Raw genomic sequence first — 17,467 nt, 5'->3', positions numbered from 1 at the left:
GACTCAAATAGCTCGTTAGATGAGCTTTAAGGTGTATGAATAGAAAAATCTGGGATAAAGAGGCTGTCATTAAAGATGCCTCAAAATATCTAACAGTAGCCGATTGGCGAAAGAGTAGCTCAAGCGCTTATGCTATTTGTTGTCGTAACAAATGGAATGATGAGGCTTGTACTCATATGGTCATTGTTAAGCGGCCTAACGGTTTTTGGACCAAAGAAAAAATTCTCTCAGCATCTAAGAAATATAAAACCACAGCAGAATGGCATAGCAAAGACCCGCATTCATATGCTGCTGCAAAAAATCAAAAACTCATCCCCAAATCAATGGAGAGAGGCCTGATTCATGGTAAGTGGACTAAGGAAAATATCTCAAGGGTCGCTAAAGATTGCAAGACTCGTGGAGAGTTTAGAGATACCTATACTAGTGCGTATGCGATTGCTATTGGTAAGGGGTGGTTAGAGGATGTTTGTCAGCATATGCTAAATAAAGCTCCATGGTTTGGGCCCAGAGTTATTAGGGAGTATTTAATGACTCATGACATTAATTACGTGATCGAATATAAGTTTAAGGAGCACTCTGAAGTAGCAAAGCTTCCATACGACTTTTATTTGCCAGATTTCAATCTGGTCATTGAATATCAAGGTAGGCAGCATAAAGAGGGGTGGCTTAGAGATAAGCAAAGCGCCATTGGAGTACAGGCTAGAGATAAGATTAAAAGAGATTTTGCAAAAACAAATAAGATTAATTACCTTGAATTAGATGCCAATACAAAAATAGCTGTAATTCATTGCTTAGAAGCAGAGCTGACTAGGCTGGCTAAAAAGAACCAAGTTGGATTTTCCTTAAAGGGAAGAAAGCTAACCGCCTCAGAACTCAAGACATTGGAAACCGCATTTATTTGGAATCATCAGACCGTTAAGGAAGCAATCGCCAAGTGTAAAACCATTAAGGAATTTCGGGAAAAATATCCTAGTGCTCAGGACTATGCCCGAAAGCACGGAATATGGGCTGAACTTGGTAAGTCACTAATGCGGGTTAAAGAGCATGGGAAATATACAAAAGGCTTTGTAACTAACGCAGCTAAGGAATGCAAAACCCGCAATGAATTCAAGCAAAAGCATAAGGGTGCATGGGCAGCAGCACAGCGTAATGGTTGGTTAATTGAGGTTTGTTCTCATATGCCTAAACATATGCAAAAGCCGTGGCTTAGGTAATTTTGTTGGTTTACCAGATATCATTTACTGCTTCCTTTTAAATGACCGGCCCGGTTTGGGTGGGTAGTGTTTATTGTTTCGTTCATGCCCCAGACAATTCTTTGCGATTATTTTTGAAGAAACTTGATTTGCTCTGGGGTCTAACTTCTCCGCTAGCTCCTTCGCCGTTATCCGACATATTTAGATGCGGGCCCTTACCAAGATCCTTGTGGCCAATACTGGCAATCAATCTTGCTTCTGCTTTGAATGCCAATTTTTCTTGCCATATCAAAATCTAGTTACTTAAGTGCCGCTGACAGTCCGTATTGCCATAAGTTATTTACCTTAACATACCATCAATATAAAATTTTAAGTTATCTGTCTGGCTTGCTTTTTTATTGCCGTCTCTTTGATTTTTCAAGAATTTTATATTTTTATTTGTTAAGTTCACCCCCTGAATTATTTCTGGCGCCGAAACTCCAAAAGCCAATCTCGCACACTGTGCAATGACCCGATGCCTAAGCATCCTTCTGGGCATCTCCTTCCAAATACTATGCTCTGTCTGAATTTCGTATAGGTACTCTTTTACTTCAATTGGAACCACTCGATCATTGCGATAAATAGCGCACCCCATCCAAGAAGGCACTCCACTAATAAGTTCATTAGACTCAGTAAAGCCAATGCCGCTAAAAGCGGGGTGGCTATTAATCAGCTTTGACCAACCATCAATCGTAATAAACGCTTGCCAGTGACCATTTTCATATTGATGAATGGATATTTCACCGGCAAACGGATCTAACTCATGCTTTCCAATCAATCTCAATGCATTGAGCTGAACTGCTTCTGGTGTATTTGGTGCTTCATTAAGCCAGGCTGTCAATTCACTGGCGGTACAGCCTACTTTCTTAATTGCTGTTGCCATTAATTTTTCATGAGTGTTGAGTTCAGCTTGAATTCTTTTGCTTCTAGCTTTTTTAGCTTTTCCATTGGGGTCTACTGGATTAAGTCGCTCGCTCTTAGGACTTATCCCAAAACTATTCACTTCATCATCTAATAAATCTTCTTTAATGTTCAGAAGACTAACCGCAGTATTCATATCCATTGTTTTCTCCTTAAATATTCTTTCTATATATCCAAGCTTTTAATCACTAGGCGCCTGCTGTTTTGAATCTGCATCTTGTAGCGCTCATAGATTTCCTTCTCTTCCGCCTCTAATCGTTTGCCATCTAATCGAAAGCTAGGCTTTGGGGCTTTCCAGGTCGCAATCACATTGCCTTTATAGCTGAGAATTTCCGCTTCTTTCATCTCATTCATGATGTGCTGCTTTATTTGTGCAATCCGTTCATCCATATCACCGCTTTGCTTACTCAATGATTGCAACTGCCGTATGAGCTCCACTGTCTTTGGATTGGCTTCTATTGTTTTAGAAGGATTGCTCTTTTTAAAGAGCGCTTGATAGTCGCCCTCTGTTTGGGCTGGAGGTGGAATGTCTTTAAGAATGTAATCATTCCAAAAGCGCATTGCCTTTTCAATGACAAGCGCTTCTAATTCCAGATCACGCTCTATTTCATAAATCCGAAAATCACTATTACCAAAGAGCACTGCAAGGTCGCATTGCTCAATACCGGTAATGGCCATATACCAAATGCATTGACACAGATAACTCATGGGCACCTGATCAGTGCCTGGCTCTCCCCATTCACCTCTAGCAAAAGGATTTGCTGTCTTGCACTCCAAGAGGCGAGTTGCAGGCTTGCTTAGTCCATTACCTAATACAAATCGATCTACATGCGCACTCATCATGGGGTGAGTGGGGTGGATATAGATGGACTCATCATGAAGAAGTTCAAAGCCGGTAGCTCTGGCGTATTCACTGGCAACAAACTCTTCTGCAAAGGATCCAAAACGCAGGGGTAGGGTGTCGAGATGCCTTACTTCTTTACCTGTCTTTTCCATCCAGACCTCAAGCGGCGTGCGGAACTTAGAAAGCCCTAGAATTGCGCCAATATCAGAACCGCCTATGTATTTCGTGCGATCCTGTGTAAAATCTTGATTCATAAGCATATTTATTGTCCTATTTTAAATAATCATTATCTCTTAATGAGTAATGATTACCTAGTATAAGGTAACAGTTACTTGATTACAAGTGGTCAAATTCGCGCAGCGCGTTCATTACTCAAATGGACCGGAAAAGAACTTGCCGAATTCTCTGGCGTAGCTTTTTCTACGTTGATGCGCCTTGAAACAGGCGAGGGCGTGCCAGCTGCTCAGGCAAAGACGCTTGACTCAATTCAAAAAGCATTTGAAAAAGCAGGGCTTGAATTCATCGGCAGCCCAGAAGACGGCGCTGGCGTACGCTGGAAATCTAAGAAATAGGCTCTTTTAGTATTGCTAAGCTCATCCCCTGAGCTTTGACCCCCGTACCCTGAATCCAGAGTCAATAAACCTTAAAAAACTTTTCAAGACCTATTGACATTGCCAGTATTTGGTGTGATATTGACAGTAATAGATGTCAACATAGTTATATTGACAGTAATACGTTGACAGTGGATTTAAACGCCAAATAGTGGTCTAGATAGTATTAAAAGGGGGTTTTATGGGTTTTTTTATTAACGAGCACCAGCATTTCAGTGGCAATGCCACCGACTTGGCCAACCTTGCCAGTCAGTGCGCCCATTACCTCCAATTACCTGGGGACCTAGACAAAATCAATGAACGCATCGTGCGCTATTACGTAGCAGAAGGCTTAGTAGCGCGTCCTGAACGTATCGGCCGCGATGCCCAGTATGGCTACAAACACCTGCTGCAATTTTTAGCGGGCAGGCTCTTGGTTGAAAACGGTTACCCCATGCAAAAGGTTGCGCCGTATCTCATGTCGGAAAATTTGGACAAACTCGAAACCCTGGTCATGACCAAAACAGTACCAAGCATGGCTGAGATCTTGGTTGCTTCATTTCAAAATCCTGGGGCGCAGCAAACAAAGCGCAGTCAATTAGAGCGACCTCATCCATCCAAAGACAGCATCAGAAATGTCGCAAGCACTCGCCGCGATAGTCAAAGACTGTCTTTTATGGAGCAAATAGAAAAAGCAGAACAGCGCAGCCAAGACAGTATGTCGTTTTCAATCAGCAACAGTATTTCTGATGCAGTTGAACAGGTATCTCACTCGTACGACAGCATGGATGAGATGGTTGACCTTGGTCAACAATCCAAAACTAATGAGCAGCTCATCGCAATTGGCGAAACACTTAAAGCCGGAATGCATGACATCTACAAGCGGCAAGGGGAGAGTACGCAGGCCTTGCGTGCGCAGATAGAGGAATTAAGGCAAGAGCTAGAGCGAACGCGATTCGATATGGAGGGAGATCGAATGCGATCCTTCACACATTTTGAAATTCTGCAAAAAGAAATTCAACACCAAAATTTATTAATAGAAGAAATACTGAATCAACTACTGGCTGCAAATGCGCAGCAATGCAAAGGAAAAGAAAATGAGTAACGCAAATAACAACGCACAGAACAACACCAACGCTGCTGGCCAAGGCCTAGAAGTGATTCTGGATCTTCGTAAAGATGTTATTGCGAGTAACGCTGGGCATAGCTTAGATCTTCTGGTGCGATTGCGCGCTCCTTTGCTAACGGGTGAAGTCAAACGTACCCCTTTAGCAATCTCTTTAGTCATTGACCGTTCAGGTTCCATGGGTGGCAGAAAGATTGAAGAGGCAAAACGCTGCGCACTCGATTTATTGGGACGCTTAGATGATGAAGATAAGGTATCACTTGTTGTCTATGACACGGCCATTGATGTCTTAGTAGAGACGATGCCCGTGCGCTTAGCGCGCACACTTATGCCAATGCGTTTATTAGAAGTTGAAGCGAGAGGTGGCACAGCATTGCATGCTGGTTGGCTCAAAGGTGCTGAGACATTAGCACCGACAGCCGGTAGTGGCATGATGAGTCGCGTGATTTTATTGTCTGATGGTGAGGCTAATCACGGTATTGTCGATACCCAGCAAATTTGCGATCAGGTGCGCGAATTAGCTAGTGCTGGAGTCACCACTTCAACCGTCGGCATTGGCGTCGACTTTAATGAAGAGCTCATGACCGCCATTGCCAATGCTGGTCAAGGCAATTCTTGGTACGGTGAGCGCGTGGAAGACTTAGCAGAATCCTTTGATGCAGAGATGGGCTTTTTGGCTAACCTGGCATTTCAAGATGTACGCGTGAAGTTAGATACCCCCTTATTAGCACGCATGGGTCAAATTCAAGTGCGCAATGACTATATTCAAAATGGTAAGGGGCAGTATTGCTTGCCTTCGATTGCTGCCGGTTCTGAAGTGTGGATGGCGATTTCACTTTCGATGAATGAAGTTATTCACCTGCAAGACGCTAATTCAGTTCTCACATGCACTATCAATTTGAAAGACAAGCAGGGTAAAGAGCAGCAATGCCAGGTCAAATTACCCGCCATGCCAGTAGTCGGTTTACCTGAGTACCGGATGGCAACAGAAAATGAACTGGTCGCGCGTCGCTTTAATGAAGTTGAATCCGCTGAAATTCAACGTGAAGCGCGCCGCCATGTGCAAAACCGCAACTGGGATGCTGTAGAGGGGTTAGTGCGTCAATTAGAGGATCGGGCGCACAACAATCCGTGGCTGCAAGAAACCGTGAAGTACTTACGTAAATTACTAGATCGCCGTGATTCTGGTTTGATGGAAAAAGAATTGATGTATTCGTCAAGCAAGATGATGAACCGAGTGGCCGATCTGAATGACAGCATGATGTTTTGTATGGATGAAGAGTCGGTTAAACCGGCGTATATGCGCAAGAAGGTCAGTCAAGGGCGCAATACCGATTCACAAGGTGATGTGCAAAAGTAAATAACTTAATACCCAGCGGCATTGAAAAATGTCTCTGGGGTATAGTCAGATTGATAAAAACTACTCTCTAAGGTATTTAGAATGAATGCAGTTGACCTCAACACCGCACTCCTCATTGCAATAGCCCTTTTGCTGGTTTTAGTGCTCTATAAAATGTTTTCCCTAAATGGAGATACGAGGGCTGACGAAGAGTCTTCCAAAGCGCTCTTACAAATGCAACAACAGGTCGCTGAGCTTTCAGGAGCTGTCAAAGCACTTTTAGAAAATAATCGTCAGGCGGGCAATGATTTAAAAGCAGATTTAAATCGAGATCTAACGAACTTACGCACAGTGTTGACGGATCAATTGGGTAATACCGGTCGTGAAGTGCGCGAAACACTAGTTACGCGCTTAGGTGAGATTCAAAGTGATACTGCAAATAAATTAGAAGAGATGCGTAAAACGGTAGATGAGAAGTTACACGCTACGCTTGAGCAGCGCCTCGGCGAATCATTCAAGCAGGTCTCAGATCGTTTGGAAGCTGTACATCGCGGGTTGGGGGAAATGCAAACCCTAGCTTCTGGGGTAGGTGATTTAAAGCGTGTTCTGACTAACGTCAAATCACGCGGTACATGGGGTGAAGTGCAGTTAGGCGCCTTGATAGAGCAAACCCTCACAATCGATCAGTATCAAAAGAATATTTCTACTAAACCGGGTAGCCGTGATGTTGTGGAATTTGCCATTCGCTTGCCTGGCCCATCTGCAGAGTCCCCAGTTTGGTTGCCGGTGGACGCTAAATTTCCCATGGAAGACTATCAACGCCTCATGGATGCACAAGATCGAGCGGATATCGCAGATATGGAGTCTGCAGCAAAGGCGCTAGAGTCGCGCATTAAGTTAGAGGCTAAAACAATTCGAGAAAAGTATATCGAGCCGCCGCACACTACTGACTTTGCTATCTTGTTTTTGCCAACCGAAGGCTTATATGCCGAAGTCATGCGCAGGCAAGGCTTGCTGGAGTTATTGCAACGTGATTACCGCGTTACAGTAGCTGGCCCATCCACCTTTTCAGCGATGCTCAACAGCCTGCATATGGGCTTTAGAACCCTGGCTATTGAAAAGCGCTCATCAGAAATATGGAATACCTTGGGTCAAATTAAGACTGAGTTCGGCAAGTTTGGGGAGGTAATCGATGCAACCCGTAAAAAACTTGATGCTGCTAGCAAATCTTTTGAGAGCGTTGATGTGCGTACTCGCAAAATTAATAAGACCTTAAGCGGAGTAGAGGCACTGCCCATCACGAGTTCCGTATTGCTTGATACCTCCACGACGGATGATTCGCTTGGCAATGATGAAGAGGTGGCTTAGCAAACATAAGAAAACATACGAAAATATAAGGAAAATATGTGGAAATGTGTAGTAAACATGATGTAAACATCAACTAAATATTAATTAGTTTGTAATGTAGCCTCAGACTTCAAATCATGAAAACTACAATCTAAAAAATAATTTATGTTTTGCTTGTTGCATTCCAAAATATTTCGTATTAAGATTTTGTTAACAAGCACCATGTTGGAATTATGTAGAGCGCAGCAACGTAGTAGATCGCCATGATCTCGCTACTAGCGCTTAGAGTAGACATCTTCTCCACAGTCACTTGTTCATTAATTGGCTGTCAAAGCCTAGCGAATGATCCAAGAATTCTGCCCAGAATTTGCCCCCTATTGATTTGCCTTAAGCGCTGTTATTGAGCGTGATTCACTTGTGATGTGATTGCTGATGTTTAGCGCTCTTGTCGCATTTGGAGCGAAATACCGGAACCTTACCCAGTCTGGTCATAAACCTGTCTCTGAGGTTTTGTTGGTACTTGCAGTGCCCTTTGGAGCGGATGGCAATGTCATCCGCAGCAGGGGTTTGTAAAGCTAACTAAAAAACCAACCTACCAGGAGATAGATCATGGATCTAAATCAAAATTTAAGAGATATACACAACGAAGAATCATCAACCCCAGAAGAAGCGCAAGTGCAAGATGTAGTAGAGGTTCTAGATGGAACAGATACAAGTGCAATAAGCCAAGAGCTCCTCGCCACCGAGCCCCCAAAACGGGGCAAGAAGGGCAAGTATCAAGGCCAAACCGGTCCTCGTAGCAAGAAGGGCAAAGAGGCTTCACGCAACAATTGCAAGATGGTTCATGGTCTACGCGCTAAGAAGTTGCTCATGCCCTTTGAAGACCCCAAAGAGTATGAAGCGCATGCACAAAAGATCGTGAAGACCCTCAAACCCCAAGATGCCGTGGAGCAAGAAATCATTGAAGCCTATGCCTATGCGCTGTGGACTTCACCACGCTATGAAAGCTATGAGCAAGCTAGAGCGAGCGGGCAATTTGAGGAGAAGGTGTGCTCTCTAGGACCTCAGAAAATTGCCGAGAAACTGGGCTTGAGTAATCACCATCAAGTTCATGCACCTGCTTACATAAGCAATCTTGCGTATGAAATTTCACCTGAGCGAATCGATCACGCGACCTTTTTGCTCGAGTGTCATACCAAGATTAGAGAGAGTATGGAAGCGGGTGATCCCCATAGTTTGGATTGGCCGGCAGCCCTCAAATTCTATCCAGAGCTGTTTGAATCTCTCAACCAATGGCTCATTGCCAGGGGCGATGAAATTGCCGTCTTTGATGATGAGGAAAAAGTGCTCGATGAGTACCAACTTCAAAATCCCGATTGCCTGTGGCATGACTTAAATTGTTATGCCTATTTCCTATTCTTTGAGGTCCATTTCATGAGATTAAAACCGCAGATTGCGTTGCTTTTGGAGCGCTTGTATTGGAAGGCAACGTTTCGGCCATTCTCTGGATTTAGTGATCATTTTGTGAAATCCCAAAACTTTGCTTTTGCTCAGCTCGAGCGTTTGGCAGCGTATCGCAAGATGAAGAAAAAGTTCGAGAACCTCCAGGATGATGAAGTAGAAGTGGATTAAAGCAGTAGCAGGGACGAACGAGCGAAATGCCGTAAGCCCCTGAATTTAGTAGTTTTTGCTTTTCTGTTCTTTAACAATTTAGATAATTCATAAGTCCACCAGCATCTATTGGGATGCTGGTGGTTGGCCTTTTCTCGCTCTAAATTTAGAATGTGGTTATGTCCGATTTACTCAAACCCAGCAAGCCACCGAAGGTCAAAAAGACCTTAAACGAGCTATTGGGAGAGGGTCAAGTCAAAACCGGAAAGACTCTATTGGAGCAGGCAGCCCAAAAAACGCAGCAGCAAGAGGCCTTTCTAACCGCCGCCCAAGAAGAGGAGCGCATGCGCTCCCAAAAGGGTAGGCGCACAAGGTAATATATGGGCTTCACGTCTTTATATTGCATCGAGCCCCCACTATGTCCGAGTTAAATAACGCTGATTTTGCTGAAGGTTTACGTTTCCAGAACTTAGGTCTATATCCCCAAGCGTTTGATGCTTTCATCACGATTGAAAGCGCAGGCTACGAGCGCACCTTTCGTAAATGCTGCGAGATGGCTTGGAGTGATCAATTGCAAGAGCGTCAAATTGACCGCCTCTTTTATGAACTCGATACTGAAGTCAAACGCAAAAACGGGGTAGCTATTTATAACTATGGTCTTGTGATGGAATATTTAAAAAATATCCCCAAGGCCACTGAGCTGCTCAATTTAGCTGACCAACTCAAGGTGCCAGAAGCGCGTACTGCCTTAATGCGAATTTTGCTCGCACCAAAATAAGTAATCGCTCAGATATGGCACTTGCACTCCCCAAAATGAATTGCATTCATCAAGGGATTGGAGGCTTTTGTGGATGATGATCTGGTTTACAAGAAGCCTCGCAAAGGTCCGGCTCTAGCACCTAGCGCTGATTCAGCATTACCTACACTTGAAAGCTTGCAAGAAAAGCAACGCAGTGAACTCATTGAAATGGCCCAAGTGCGCTATGGTATCAAGGGCAGCAAGGTTCAGATTAATCTGACATCAATACAAATTAATAGCGTGATGACTGAGGCGCAAATCTTTAAAGCCTTGCTAGCTGCCCCAGAATCGGAGCGTGCGGATCAAATTTTGTATGCCTTGGCTAAAGGGGATCTGAGTGCGGATATGGCTAATCAAATCTTAGCTAGCTTGGCTCTGCTTGGTAAGTTCAAGAAAATCAAGATTGAGCCCTAATAACTTGAATCGAATCGCAACCCCCTCAATGGAGCTTGCTGTATGAACACTTCTCTTAAATGGTTGCTGATATTTCTGGTGGCAGTCATCCTAGTATTGATCGTCGTGGATCAGTTCATTTGCAATAAGTGGATTTATCACGACTTTGCTGCTGGAATTGACCGGCGCTTATCCTGCTTTTGGAAGCAGTAATTATTTTTGCGCTTTTCGAATGACTTTTGCTTTTAACTCTTGAATCCGCTGATTGCGAAATTTAATGAATGCGTCATTGGAATCAAAAGCCTCTACAGATTCTTGTTCGGTTACGCCTCTAGGGGTTTGGTAGGTAATGACCCAGTGGTTGCTTAGATCGGTCGGTTCGATAGAGATGACTACGTATTTGTTCATGTCTGGTTGTGACATTGAGACCTTAGCTTAGTGCAAATCCTTGTCTAGAAATACAAATATCAAACTAAACAAGGACTTATCAATAGGGTGGACGAGCCCGACCCCCGGCACTGACAGAATTGGGTTTGGCTGCTTCGTTCCCGACCTGACCAGGTTATCCAAACCGCCATGCGGGGAGGCCCGTCCAATTCCATTTTAGCTTGTTAGAATGGAGTACATGACAGCATTGGCTTTAGCCCGTTCGTGGCGCCCTAAAACTTTCTCCCAATTGGTAGGACAAGACCATGTGGTTAAGGCATTAACCCATGCCTTAGACCAAGGTCGACTACACCACGCTTGGCTCTTTACAGGCACTCGTGGGGTCGGAAAGACCACCATTGCCCGAATTATTGCTAAAGCACTCAATTGTGTTGGCGAGGATGGTCAGGGTCAAATGACCTCCACGCCGTGTGGAAAATGCGCGTCTTGCGTTGCTATTGATAGTGGTAGTTCCGTCGATTACATTGAAATGGATGCGGCGAGTAATCGCAAGGTCGAGGAAATAACCCCTTTACTTGAAAGCGCAGCTTATTCGCCTTCGGGTTCTCGTTTCAAGATATTCATGATTGACGAGGTGCACATGCTCACCAATCATGCCTTTAATGCCATGCTCAAGACGCTCGAAGAGCCGCCTGAGCATGTGAAGTTCATACTTGCAACTACTGATCCACAAAAGATTCCAGTTACCATTTTGTCCCGTTGCTTGCAGTTCAATCTCAAGCAAATGCCTGTTCCGCTCATCGTTGAGCATTTAGAAAAAGTACTTGCCGCAGAAAACGTTGAATGTGAAACCAATGCACTGCGTGTTTTGGCAAAAGCAGCGCAAGGTTCTATGCGCGATGCTTTGTCACTGACGGATCAAGCGATTGCTTATGCCGCTGGCAAAGTATCTGAAGAGGCAGTACGTGGCATGCTCGGCACACTCGATGATGCCTACCTCATCAGAATTTTGGATTCATTGATTGCTAAAGATGGTGCGACATTATTAGCTATCTCCAATGAGATGGGTGAGCGCAGTATGTCTTTCTCATTAGCGCTGGCAGATTTATCGAGCCTGATTCAGAAAATCGCAGCTGCACAAATTGTTCCGGAATCTGTACTAGAAGACTGGCCAGAAGCGGCAGAGATTCGTCGCTTAGCTAGCGCACTGACAAAAGAAGAAGCCCAGTTGTTCTACCAAATTAGTATTACTAGCCGTCCCGATTTATCGCTAGCTCCAGATGAGCAAACTGGCTTTGCTATGACTCTTCTGCGGATGCTAGCTTTTCGTCCCGGAAATGAAACTCCAGGTAGGGTAGGTAATTCAGCGCCTCCAGTAGCGTCAGCACCAAGACCTTCCGCACCAGCAAATCAAACTGCTGCCCCAGTAAGGTCTGCGCCTGCGGCATCTACTCCAGCCGCAGCTAAACCTGCTGCCGCAGCTCCAGCAGTTCCTGCACCAGTCGCTACTGCATCTGCGGCTAATCGTCCAGACTGGCATTCCTTAATGCGCCAGTTGCCGGTTAAAGGCTTAGTTCAGCAGTTAGCATTTCAGACGGAGTTGCAAGATTGGGAAGATTCACCGGTAGGTGTGCGCGCCACGGTTGTAACGCCGATGCCGCAACTGGCATCCGAAGCTTCTATTGGCCGTCTTGCAGATGCATTAACAGCACACTTTGGCAAACCCATCAAAGTCATTATCGAGAAGGGTGAAGTTGAGGGTAAGACAGTGGCCAAAGTAGATGCTCAGATTCATCAAGAGAAAAGACAAAATGCAGAGCAGATGATTGCGCAAGATCCATTTATTCAGCAATTAGAAAAAGAGTTTGGAGCCAAGGTTGTCGGTGGCTCCGTGAAGCCTCTTTGATTGTTCAGTTCAATATTGATAGACATATAAGTAAACAAAGGAAATAAGCGATGATGAAAGGCGGCCTTGCGGGTTTGATGAAACAAGCCCAGCAGATGCAAGAGAAGATGAAGGTAGCGCAAGAGCAATTGGCTGCGCTTGAAGTCACTGGCCAAGCGGCTGGTGGCTTAGTCAAAGTGAGTATCTCTGGCAAATATGAGATGAAGCGCGTGCAGATCGATCCAGGTGCAATGGATGATCGTGAAATGCTCGAAGACTTATTGGTTACCGCCTATACAGATGCATTCAAACAAGTAGAGGCTGCTAATGCACAAGTGATGTCTGGTGCTACTGCTGGTATGCCGATGCCTCCTGGATTTAAGCTGCCGTTTTAATCATCCTTAGAAATATCTTTATTTAATGGCACGTCAAGAAGCTCCGCAAGATGCCCTTGGTCGTTTGATCGAGGCATTGCGTGTATTGCCTGGCGTAGGCCCCAAGTCTGCTCAGCGCATGGCTTTTTATTTGCTTCAGCATGATCGCAATGGTGCTGCAGTGCTTGCTCAGTCATTGGGTGAAGCAGTAGAGACTGTAGGTCACTGTGCCCGTTGTAATACTTTCTCCGAAACCCAAATCTGCGTAACTTGTAACGATGATCGTCGTGATCCATCCTTGCTGTGTATTGTGGAAACCCCCGCTGACCAAGTGATGGTCGAGCAGACTTTGAGTTTCAAAGGTAATTACTTCGTATTAATGGGTCGCATCTCACCACTTGATGGCATGGGCCCTAATGAAATTCATTTTGATCGACTGCTAGCTCGCATTGAAGCTCCTGATACTGGAGTGCCAGTGCGAGAAGTTGTTCTGGCAACGAATTTCACTAGTGAAGGTGAGGCCACAGCCCACTACATTGGTGAAGTGCTCAAATCCAAAGGTATTAAAGTCACCAGAATTGCAAGAGGTATTCCGGTGGGTGGTGAGCTTGAGTATGTGGATGCGGGCACATTAGCCAGGGCGCTGATGGATCGGCGCTAAGTTTGGTATATCTAAGTTATATCCTAAATCCCCATTAATAATGGTGCTTAGTAAAAAGTTGCTTTTTGCAACCTTTTGTATTAAATTGATACTAGTTTAATAAGGAGCTCATTATGGCTATAGCAATCAAGTTATCGGATATATTGGTGGAAGACGCCAAGCCCTATGCTCAGGCAATGCATAGATCAGTACCTAAGCAAATTGAGTACTGGGCTCGCTTGGGTAAGGTCGCTGAAGAGAATCCTGATCTACCCATCAACATGCTTCAAGATATGCTCGTAAGTATTGAAGAGGTAAAAGCTGGCAATCTTTCCCCATATAAATTCGGATGAGGGTATTAACAACCCCTCGATTTGATCGAGCTATTAAGAAAATTTCTCCCGCCGAAAAGAAGGCCCTTGATTCAGCGGTTAAAGATATTATCTCCAAGCCATTTGTTGGGGAGATGAAGAAGGGTGATTTGTTGGGTGTGCAGGTTTATAAGTTTCGCCATCTCCATCAACAAATGTTGTTGGCATACTCGGTTAGTCTGGATGGAACTCAAATCGCATTAATTGGCTATGGAGTTCATGAAAATTTTTATCGAGACCTTAAGCGATAGGGCGCAATAGGCTCAATAGTCACTAAAGCGACATAAATTCTAGGTAAATTAGCTCTTTTTAGGGATAATTTGGCCTGCACTCCTGATGAGCTTCAATCTCACGCAGTGCCTATCCGAGTTGTCTAGTTTTTACCCCGGTAGATCTGACCTTTAGTTTCTTTTCTAGTGATTGATTGGTCATTGATGCTCAGTATTGTGAAATTGTGAATGACCCACAAATCCTTTCGACTTCTGCCTTGCTTGCTTGTTGCCTTTTGCAGCACAACTGCTATCGCCCAGAAGGCGGGATCGGGTTCAGATCAGATTGCAAGTTTCGCCTCTCCGATTGAGGGTGTGCCTACTGAGGGAGGTCTATGGGGTATGCCCGTCAATCTTCACGGGCAAACAACTTACGTTAATCAGCGCTACAACAATTTCAATTCATCTTATTCTGGGCAGAATAGTTTGAACGCTCAAAGCTCGATGAGCTATACCTGGTCGGGTACTTTATTCATGGGTGCACGCCTAGCACCCAATACCGATGTCTACTTCAATCCGGAAGTGATTTCTGGTGTGCCGTTTTCTGGATTAGTTGGTCTTGGTGGCTTTACCAACGGTGAGGGTAGTAAAGCAACAGGAACGCAGGCCAAGTTCTATTCTGCTCGTGCATTTGCGCGCCATACGATCAATCAAGAGGGTGACAAAGTCGTTCTTGAGAATGAAGCCAATCAAATTACACAAACCGTGAGTAGTAATCGCGTGGTGCTTACTGGCGGCCAGTTCTCCACACTTGATATTTTTGATGACAGCCGTTATGCCAAAGACCCACGCATTCAGTTTATGAATTGGGGCAATATGACCTATCTCGCTTACGACTATGCAGCTGATGCAAGAGGTTATAGCTGGGGCTTGGCAGGGGAGTGGTATTTGGATAACTGGGTGATGCGTGCCTCACGCATGCTCGCTCCCAAATCACCCAATGGTCGTGATCTCAATTGGCAAATCTTTAATACCTATGGTGATCAAGTAGAAGTAGAGCGCCAGCACAATATTGCCGATCTACCAGGCAAGGTCAGCGTCTTGGCTTATCGCAACAAAATGATCTTGGCACGTTTCTCAGACGCCACCAATTACATTGACCAGGACCCCAATGCTCGCCAAGGCACCCAAGCAATTAACAATGTCCGCAACAATATGCAAATCAAAACGGGTATTGGCATACATGGCGAGCAGGCTTTGACCAAAGATCTTGGTATCTATGGTCGTGCCTTCACATCCGACGGTCAGACTGAAACGATGTCATTTACTGAAGCAGACAACTCCATCTCTATTGGTATGGGCATGAATGGCACAAGTTGGAAGCGCCCCAAAGACAGTATTGGTATCTCTGCCATGCAAAATGGTTTGTCGAGCTACCGCCGTGGTTACTTGCAAGCTGGTGGTGTGTCTTATTTTATTGGTGACTACGCTAGTCCCAGCCAAACGATTTCTTATTCACCTGAGCGCATCGGTGAGATCTATTACAACGCCACGGTGATTAAGAACATGCTCGCCGGTTTGAACTTGCAGCACATCATCAATCCAGCCTATAACTCTGCCCGCGGACCGGTCAAGATCCTATCTTTCAGGGTTCATGCTGAATTCTAGGCATTATCAGTAGGGCTAAATTCATTATTGTCTTTAGAATCAATAAGATAAGAATTCGTATTTGATGGACTTTTGCCTCTAGACCCCTATAATCACTAAAACCCCTTGATATGTAGGGAAATCTACATTCAGGACTATAAAAACAGCATTAGTAGAGATTTAGAGGCAGCCGATTTGATTCACGGCCAGATTACAACTCAGAAACAGATGCATGCAAAAGCAAAGCCCTCAAAGTGGCTTGCTGGCGTTTGTTCTTTTGCACCCCTGTTCTTAGTGACATCTGTTTTTGCGCAAACATCGCCTGTAAATACTGCCACTCCAGCTAGCGTCACTGTGCAGCTCAATGAATCTCAAGAGAGCTTATCTGCACCTCCACTAGTTAGCAATGTCAGTAGCACCCCTAATGCTCCGAATCCTGCCAAGGCCGCAAGCTTATTTGCGCCAGTAACGCAAAGTAATACGCCGAAGATCTACACCATGGGTGCACCAGCTGGCCCCGCAGAAATGGATTTGCGCCAGCTTTGGAACGAACTTAAATTAAACAACCCGCAATTGTCTTCTTTGCGCGAGTCCTATTTGTCTGCCAAGGCTACTGTGCCGCAGATTAATGCCCCAGCTAACCCACAAGTCGGGTTGGTGTGGTCTGGCATGCCAGTGAACTCCCCATTTGCATTGGGTGGGGCAAATGCACCGACATCACAATACCCAAATGGGGTCAGCAGTAATAATGCCATTACGCTTGCCCAACCACTTCAGTTTCCAGGTAAGAAAAGCTTGGCATCTGATATTGCCAATACCAATGCGGAAGCACTCTTAGCTCAAAGCGAATCCACCTACCTGCAGTTGGGTGCTCAGCTATCTACTCTGTATTACGGCGCCTTAGCATCCCAGAAACAGTTGCAGGTTCTCAAGGAATCGGTAATGCGTTTGGAGATGATTAAGAATGTTGCCAAAGCGCGCTACTCTAATAATGCTGCTGCTTATGTTGAATATCTCAACGCACAAGTGGCGCAAAGTGCTGCTCAAGCAGATCAATTCATTGTAGAGCGCCAGCTATCGGTCTCATTGCACAACATTAATACCTTGATAGGCCGCCACTCGAGAGAAAAGTTGATCTTGCGCGGTGACGTCCGTCGTGCCATCAGCAGCGTTCCAACTTTGCTGGAGTTGGAAGACTATGCCGAAACCAGTCACCCCTCATTGAAGAGCTCAGCATTACAGCTTGAGGCTGCTCGCAAAGGCGTTGATCTCGCCAAGAAAGCCTACCTACCTGACTTTCAAGTGATTGGTTCTTCATTCACACCACGGGGACCATTCTCAGCGAATAATGGCGCGATGTACTACCAGTTTGAATTGGATTTGATTATTCCGCTGTATTTCTTTACCAAAGAAAAGTATGGGGTAGAGCAGGCGCAGCGCAATCAAGCGGCAGCTGAAGCTGGCAATATTTCTAATCGACAACAAATTGTGTTGGCGGTTAATGGTGCTTATGCCACATATGAGCAAGCCAAGAATCAGGCGCAATTTCTCAAAGAGCGCCAAGTTCCACAAGCAGATGCTGCTTATAAAGTTGGCTTAACTCAGTACTCAAATAATGGTCAGGGATTTAACGATTTGCTGACAGCACAAACCCAATTGCGTAGCCTCGAAGTTCAATTAGCCTTAGCAGAGAGCAATCTACTTCAAGCGCAAGCCGTGTTGCTAGCTACATCTGGCAAAGAACCTTTTTAA

Annotated in this window: 19 protein-coding genes, 1 other RNA gene and 1 pseudogene; 17 read left to right on the top strand and 4 right to left on the bottom strand. The window is 45.0% G+C overall.

Features of this window, described 5'->3' with window-relative positions; translation table 11 throughout:
* Positions 1-35 precede the first annotated feature (35 nt).
* Positions 36-1,214 (top strand): hypothetical protein, encoded by a 1,179-nt coding sequence (locus GQ359_RS05690; protein ID WP_215385821.1) that lies wholly within the window; start codon positions 36-38, stop codon positions 1,212-1,214.
* A 319-nt stretch (positions 1,215-1,533) separates the two neighbouring features.
* Here the strand turns inward: GQ359_RS05690 and GQ359_RS05685 are convergent, their stop codons facing one another.
* Together GQ359_RS05685 and GQ359_RS05680 are read right to left on the bottom strand one after the other, a co-directional pair.
* On the bottom strand, positions 1,534-2,295 hold the full coding sequence (locus GQ359_RS05685) for a recombinase RecT (protein WP_215385819.1): 762 nt from the start codon (positions 2,293-2,295) through the stop codon (positions 1,534-1,536).
* Between the two features lie 23 nt (positions 2,296-2,318).
* Positions 2,319-3,251, bottom strand: coding sequence for a YqaJ viral recombinase family protein (locus GQ359_RS05680; protein WP_215385817.1), 933 nt, complete (start codon positions 3,249-3,251; stop codon positions 2,319-2,321).
* 78 nt (positions 3,252-3,329) lie between these two features.
* Between GQ359_RS05680 and GQ359_RS05675 the strand changes: the two genes are divergently transcribed.
* The 9 genes and pseudogenes from GQ359_RS05675 to GQ359_RS05635 all read left to right on the top strand — a co-directional run bounded on the left by GQ359_RS05675 (position 3,330) and on the right by GQ359_RS05635 (position 10,415).
* On the top strand, positions 3,330-3,569 hold the full coding sequence (locus GQ359_RS05675) for a helix-turn-helix transcriptional regulator (RefSeq protein ID WP_215385815.1): 240 nt from the start codon (positions 3,330-3,332) through the stop codon (positions 3,567-3,569).
* Between the two features lie 220 nt (positions 3,570-3,789).
* Positions 3,790-4,692 carry a MerR family transcriptional regulator gene (locus GQ359_RS05670; protein ID WP_215385813.1) on the top strand — a complete coding sequence of 301 codons (903 nt, stop codon included), beginning with the start codon at positions 3,790-3,792 and terminating at the stop codon, positions 4,690-4,692.
* Positions 4,685-6,073, top strand: a complete 1,389-nt coding sequence (locus GQ359_RS05665; protein WP_215385811.1) for a VWA domain-containing protein — start codon at positions 4,685-4,687, stop codon at positions 6,071-6,073. The genes GQ359_RS05670 and GQ359_RS05665 overlap by 8 nt, the downstream gene beginning before the upstream one ends.
* 300 nt (positions 6,074-6,373) lie before the next feature.
* Positions 6,374-7,420, top strand: a pseudogene (locus GQ359_RS05660) (DNA recombination protein RmuC); the annotation flags it as partial.
* 588 nt (positions 7,421-8,008) lie between these two features.
* Positions 8,009-9,031: a hypothetical protein gene (locus GQ359_RS05655; RefSeq protein ID WP_215385807.1), complete on the top strand. Its 1,023-nt coding sequence runs from the start codon at positions 8,009-8,011 to the stop codon at positions 9,029-9,031.
* A 158-nt stretch (positions 9,032-9,189) separates the two neighbouring features.
* Positions 9,190-9,387 (top strand): hypothetical protein, encoded by a 198-nt coding sequence (locus GQ359_RS05650; RefSeq protein WP_215385805.1) that lies wholly within the window; start codon positions 9,190-9,192, stop codon positions 9,385-9,387.
* A gap of 41 nt (positions 9,388-9,428) precedes the next feature.
* Positions 9,429-9,788 (top strand): hypothetical protein, encoded by a 360-nt coding sequence (locus tag GQ359_RS05645; RefSeq protein ID WP_215301026.1) that lies wholly within the window; start codon positions 9,429-9,431, stop codon positions 9,786-9,788.
* 69 nt (positions 9,789-9,857) lie between these two features.
* A complete protein-coding gene (locus GQ359_RS05640; RefSeq protein ID WP_215385803.1) occupies positions 9,858-10,223 on the top strand; it encodes a hypothetical protein in 366 nt (121 codons plus the stop codon).
* 42 nt (positions 10,224-10,265) lie between these two features.
* Positions 10,266-10,415: a hypothetical protein gene (locus GQ359_RS05635; RefSeq protein WP_215385801.1), complete on the top strand. Its 150-nt coding sequence runs from the start codon at positions 10,266-10,268 to the stop codon at positions 10,413-10,415.
* Here the strand turns inward: GQ359_RS05635 and GQ359_RS05630 are convergent, their stop codons facing one another.
* Positions 10,416-10,625 (bottom strand): hypothetical protein, encoded by a 210-nt coding sequence (locus GQ359_RS05630; protein ID WP_215385799.1) that lies wholly within the window; start codon positions 10,623-10,625, stop codon positions 10,416-10,418.
* Positions 10,626-10,697: 72 nt separating this feature from the next.
* Positions 10,698-10,795: signal recognition particle sRNA small type (ffs, locus tag GQ359_RS05625), an RNA gene on the bottom strand.
* Between the two features lie 32 nt (positions 10,796-10,827).
* Here ffs and dnaX point away from each other — a divergent pair.
* The 7 genes from dnaX to GQ359_RS05590 all read left to right on the top strand — a co-directional run bounded on the left by dnaX (position 10,828) and on the right by GQ359_RS05590 (position 17,467).
* Positions 10,828-12,495 (top strand): DNA polymerase III subunit gamma/tau, encoded by a 1,668-nt coding sequence (gene dnaX / locus GQ359_RS05620; RefSeq protein WP_215385797.1) that lies wholly within the window; start codon positions 10,828-10,830, stop codon positions 12,493-12,495.
* A gap of 50 nt (positions 12,496-12,545) precedes the next feature.
* Positions 12,546-12,869, top strand: coding sequence for a YbaB/EbfC family nucleoid-associated protein (locus GQ359_RS05615; RefSeq protein WP_215385795.1), 324 nt, complete (start codon positions 12,546-12,548; stop codon positions 12,867-12,869).
* 25 nt (positions 12,870-12,894) lie between these two features.
* Positions 12,895-13,509 carry a recombination mediator RecR gene (gene recR, locus GQ359_RS05610; RefSeq protein WP_215385793.1) on the top strand — a complete coding sequence of 205 codons (615 nt, stop codon included), beginning with the start codon at positions 12,895-12,897 and terminating at the stop codon, positions 13,507-13,509.
* Between the two features lie 113 nt (positions 13,510-13,622).
* A complete protein-coding gene (locus GQ359_RS05605) occupies positions 13,623-13,841 on the top strand; it encodes a ParD-like family protein (protein WP_215301013.1) in 219 nt (72 codons plus the stop codon).
* Positions 13,838-14,110 (top strand): type II toxin-antitoxin system RelE/ParE family toxin, encoded by a 273-nt coding sequence (locus tag GQ359_RS05600; RefSeq protein ID WP_215385791.1) that lies wholly within the window; start codon positions 13,838-13,840, stop codon positions 14,108-14,110. Before GQ359_RS05605 ends, GQ359_RS05600 begins: the two co-directional genes overlap by 4 nt.
* Positions 14,111-14,317: 207 nt before the next feature.
* The gene (locus GQ359_RS05595; protein WP_215385789.1) at positions 14,318-15,736 is read left to right on the top strand and encodes a carbohydrate porin; all 1,419 of its coding nucleotides are present in this window, start codon (positions 14,318-14,320) and stop codon (positions 15,734-15,736) included.
* Between the two features lie 207 nt (positions 15,737-15,943).
* Entirely contained in the window at positions 15,944-17,467 is a 1,524-nt protein-coding gene (locus GQ359_RS05590) for a TolC family protein (protein WP_215385787.1), read from the top strand.

The sequence above is a fragment of the Polynucleobacter sp. AM-7D1 genome (assembly GCF_018688455.1).
Taxonomy (GTDB): domain Bacteria; phylum Pseudomonadota; class Gammaproteobacteria; order Burkholderiales; family Burkholderiaceae; genus Polynucleobacter.
This window is presented reverse-complemented; position numbering and strand designations above follow the sequence as displayed.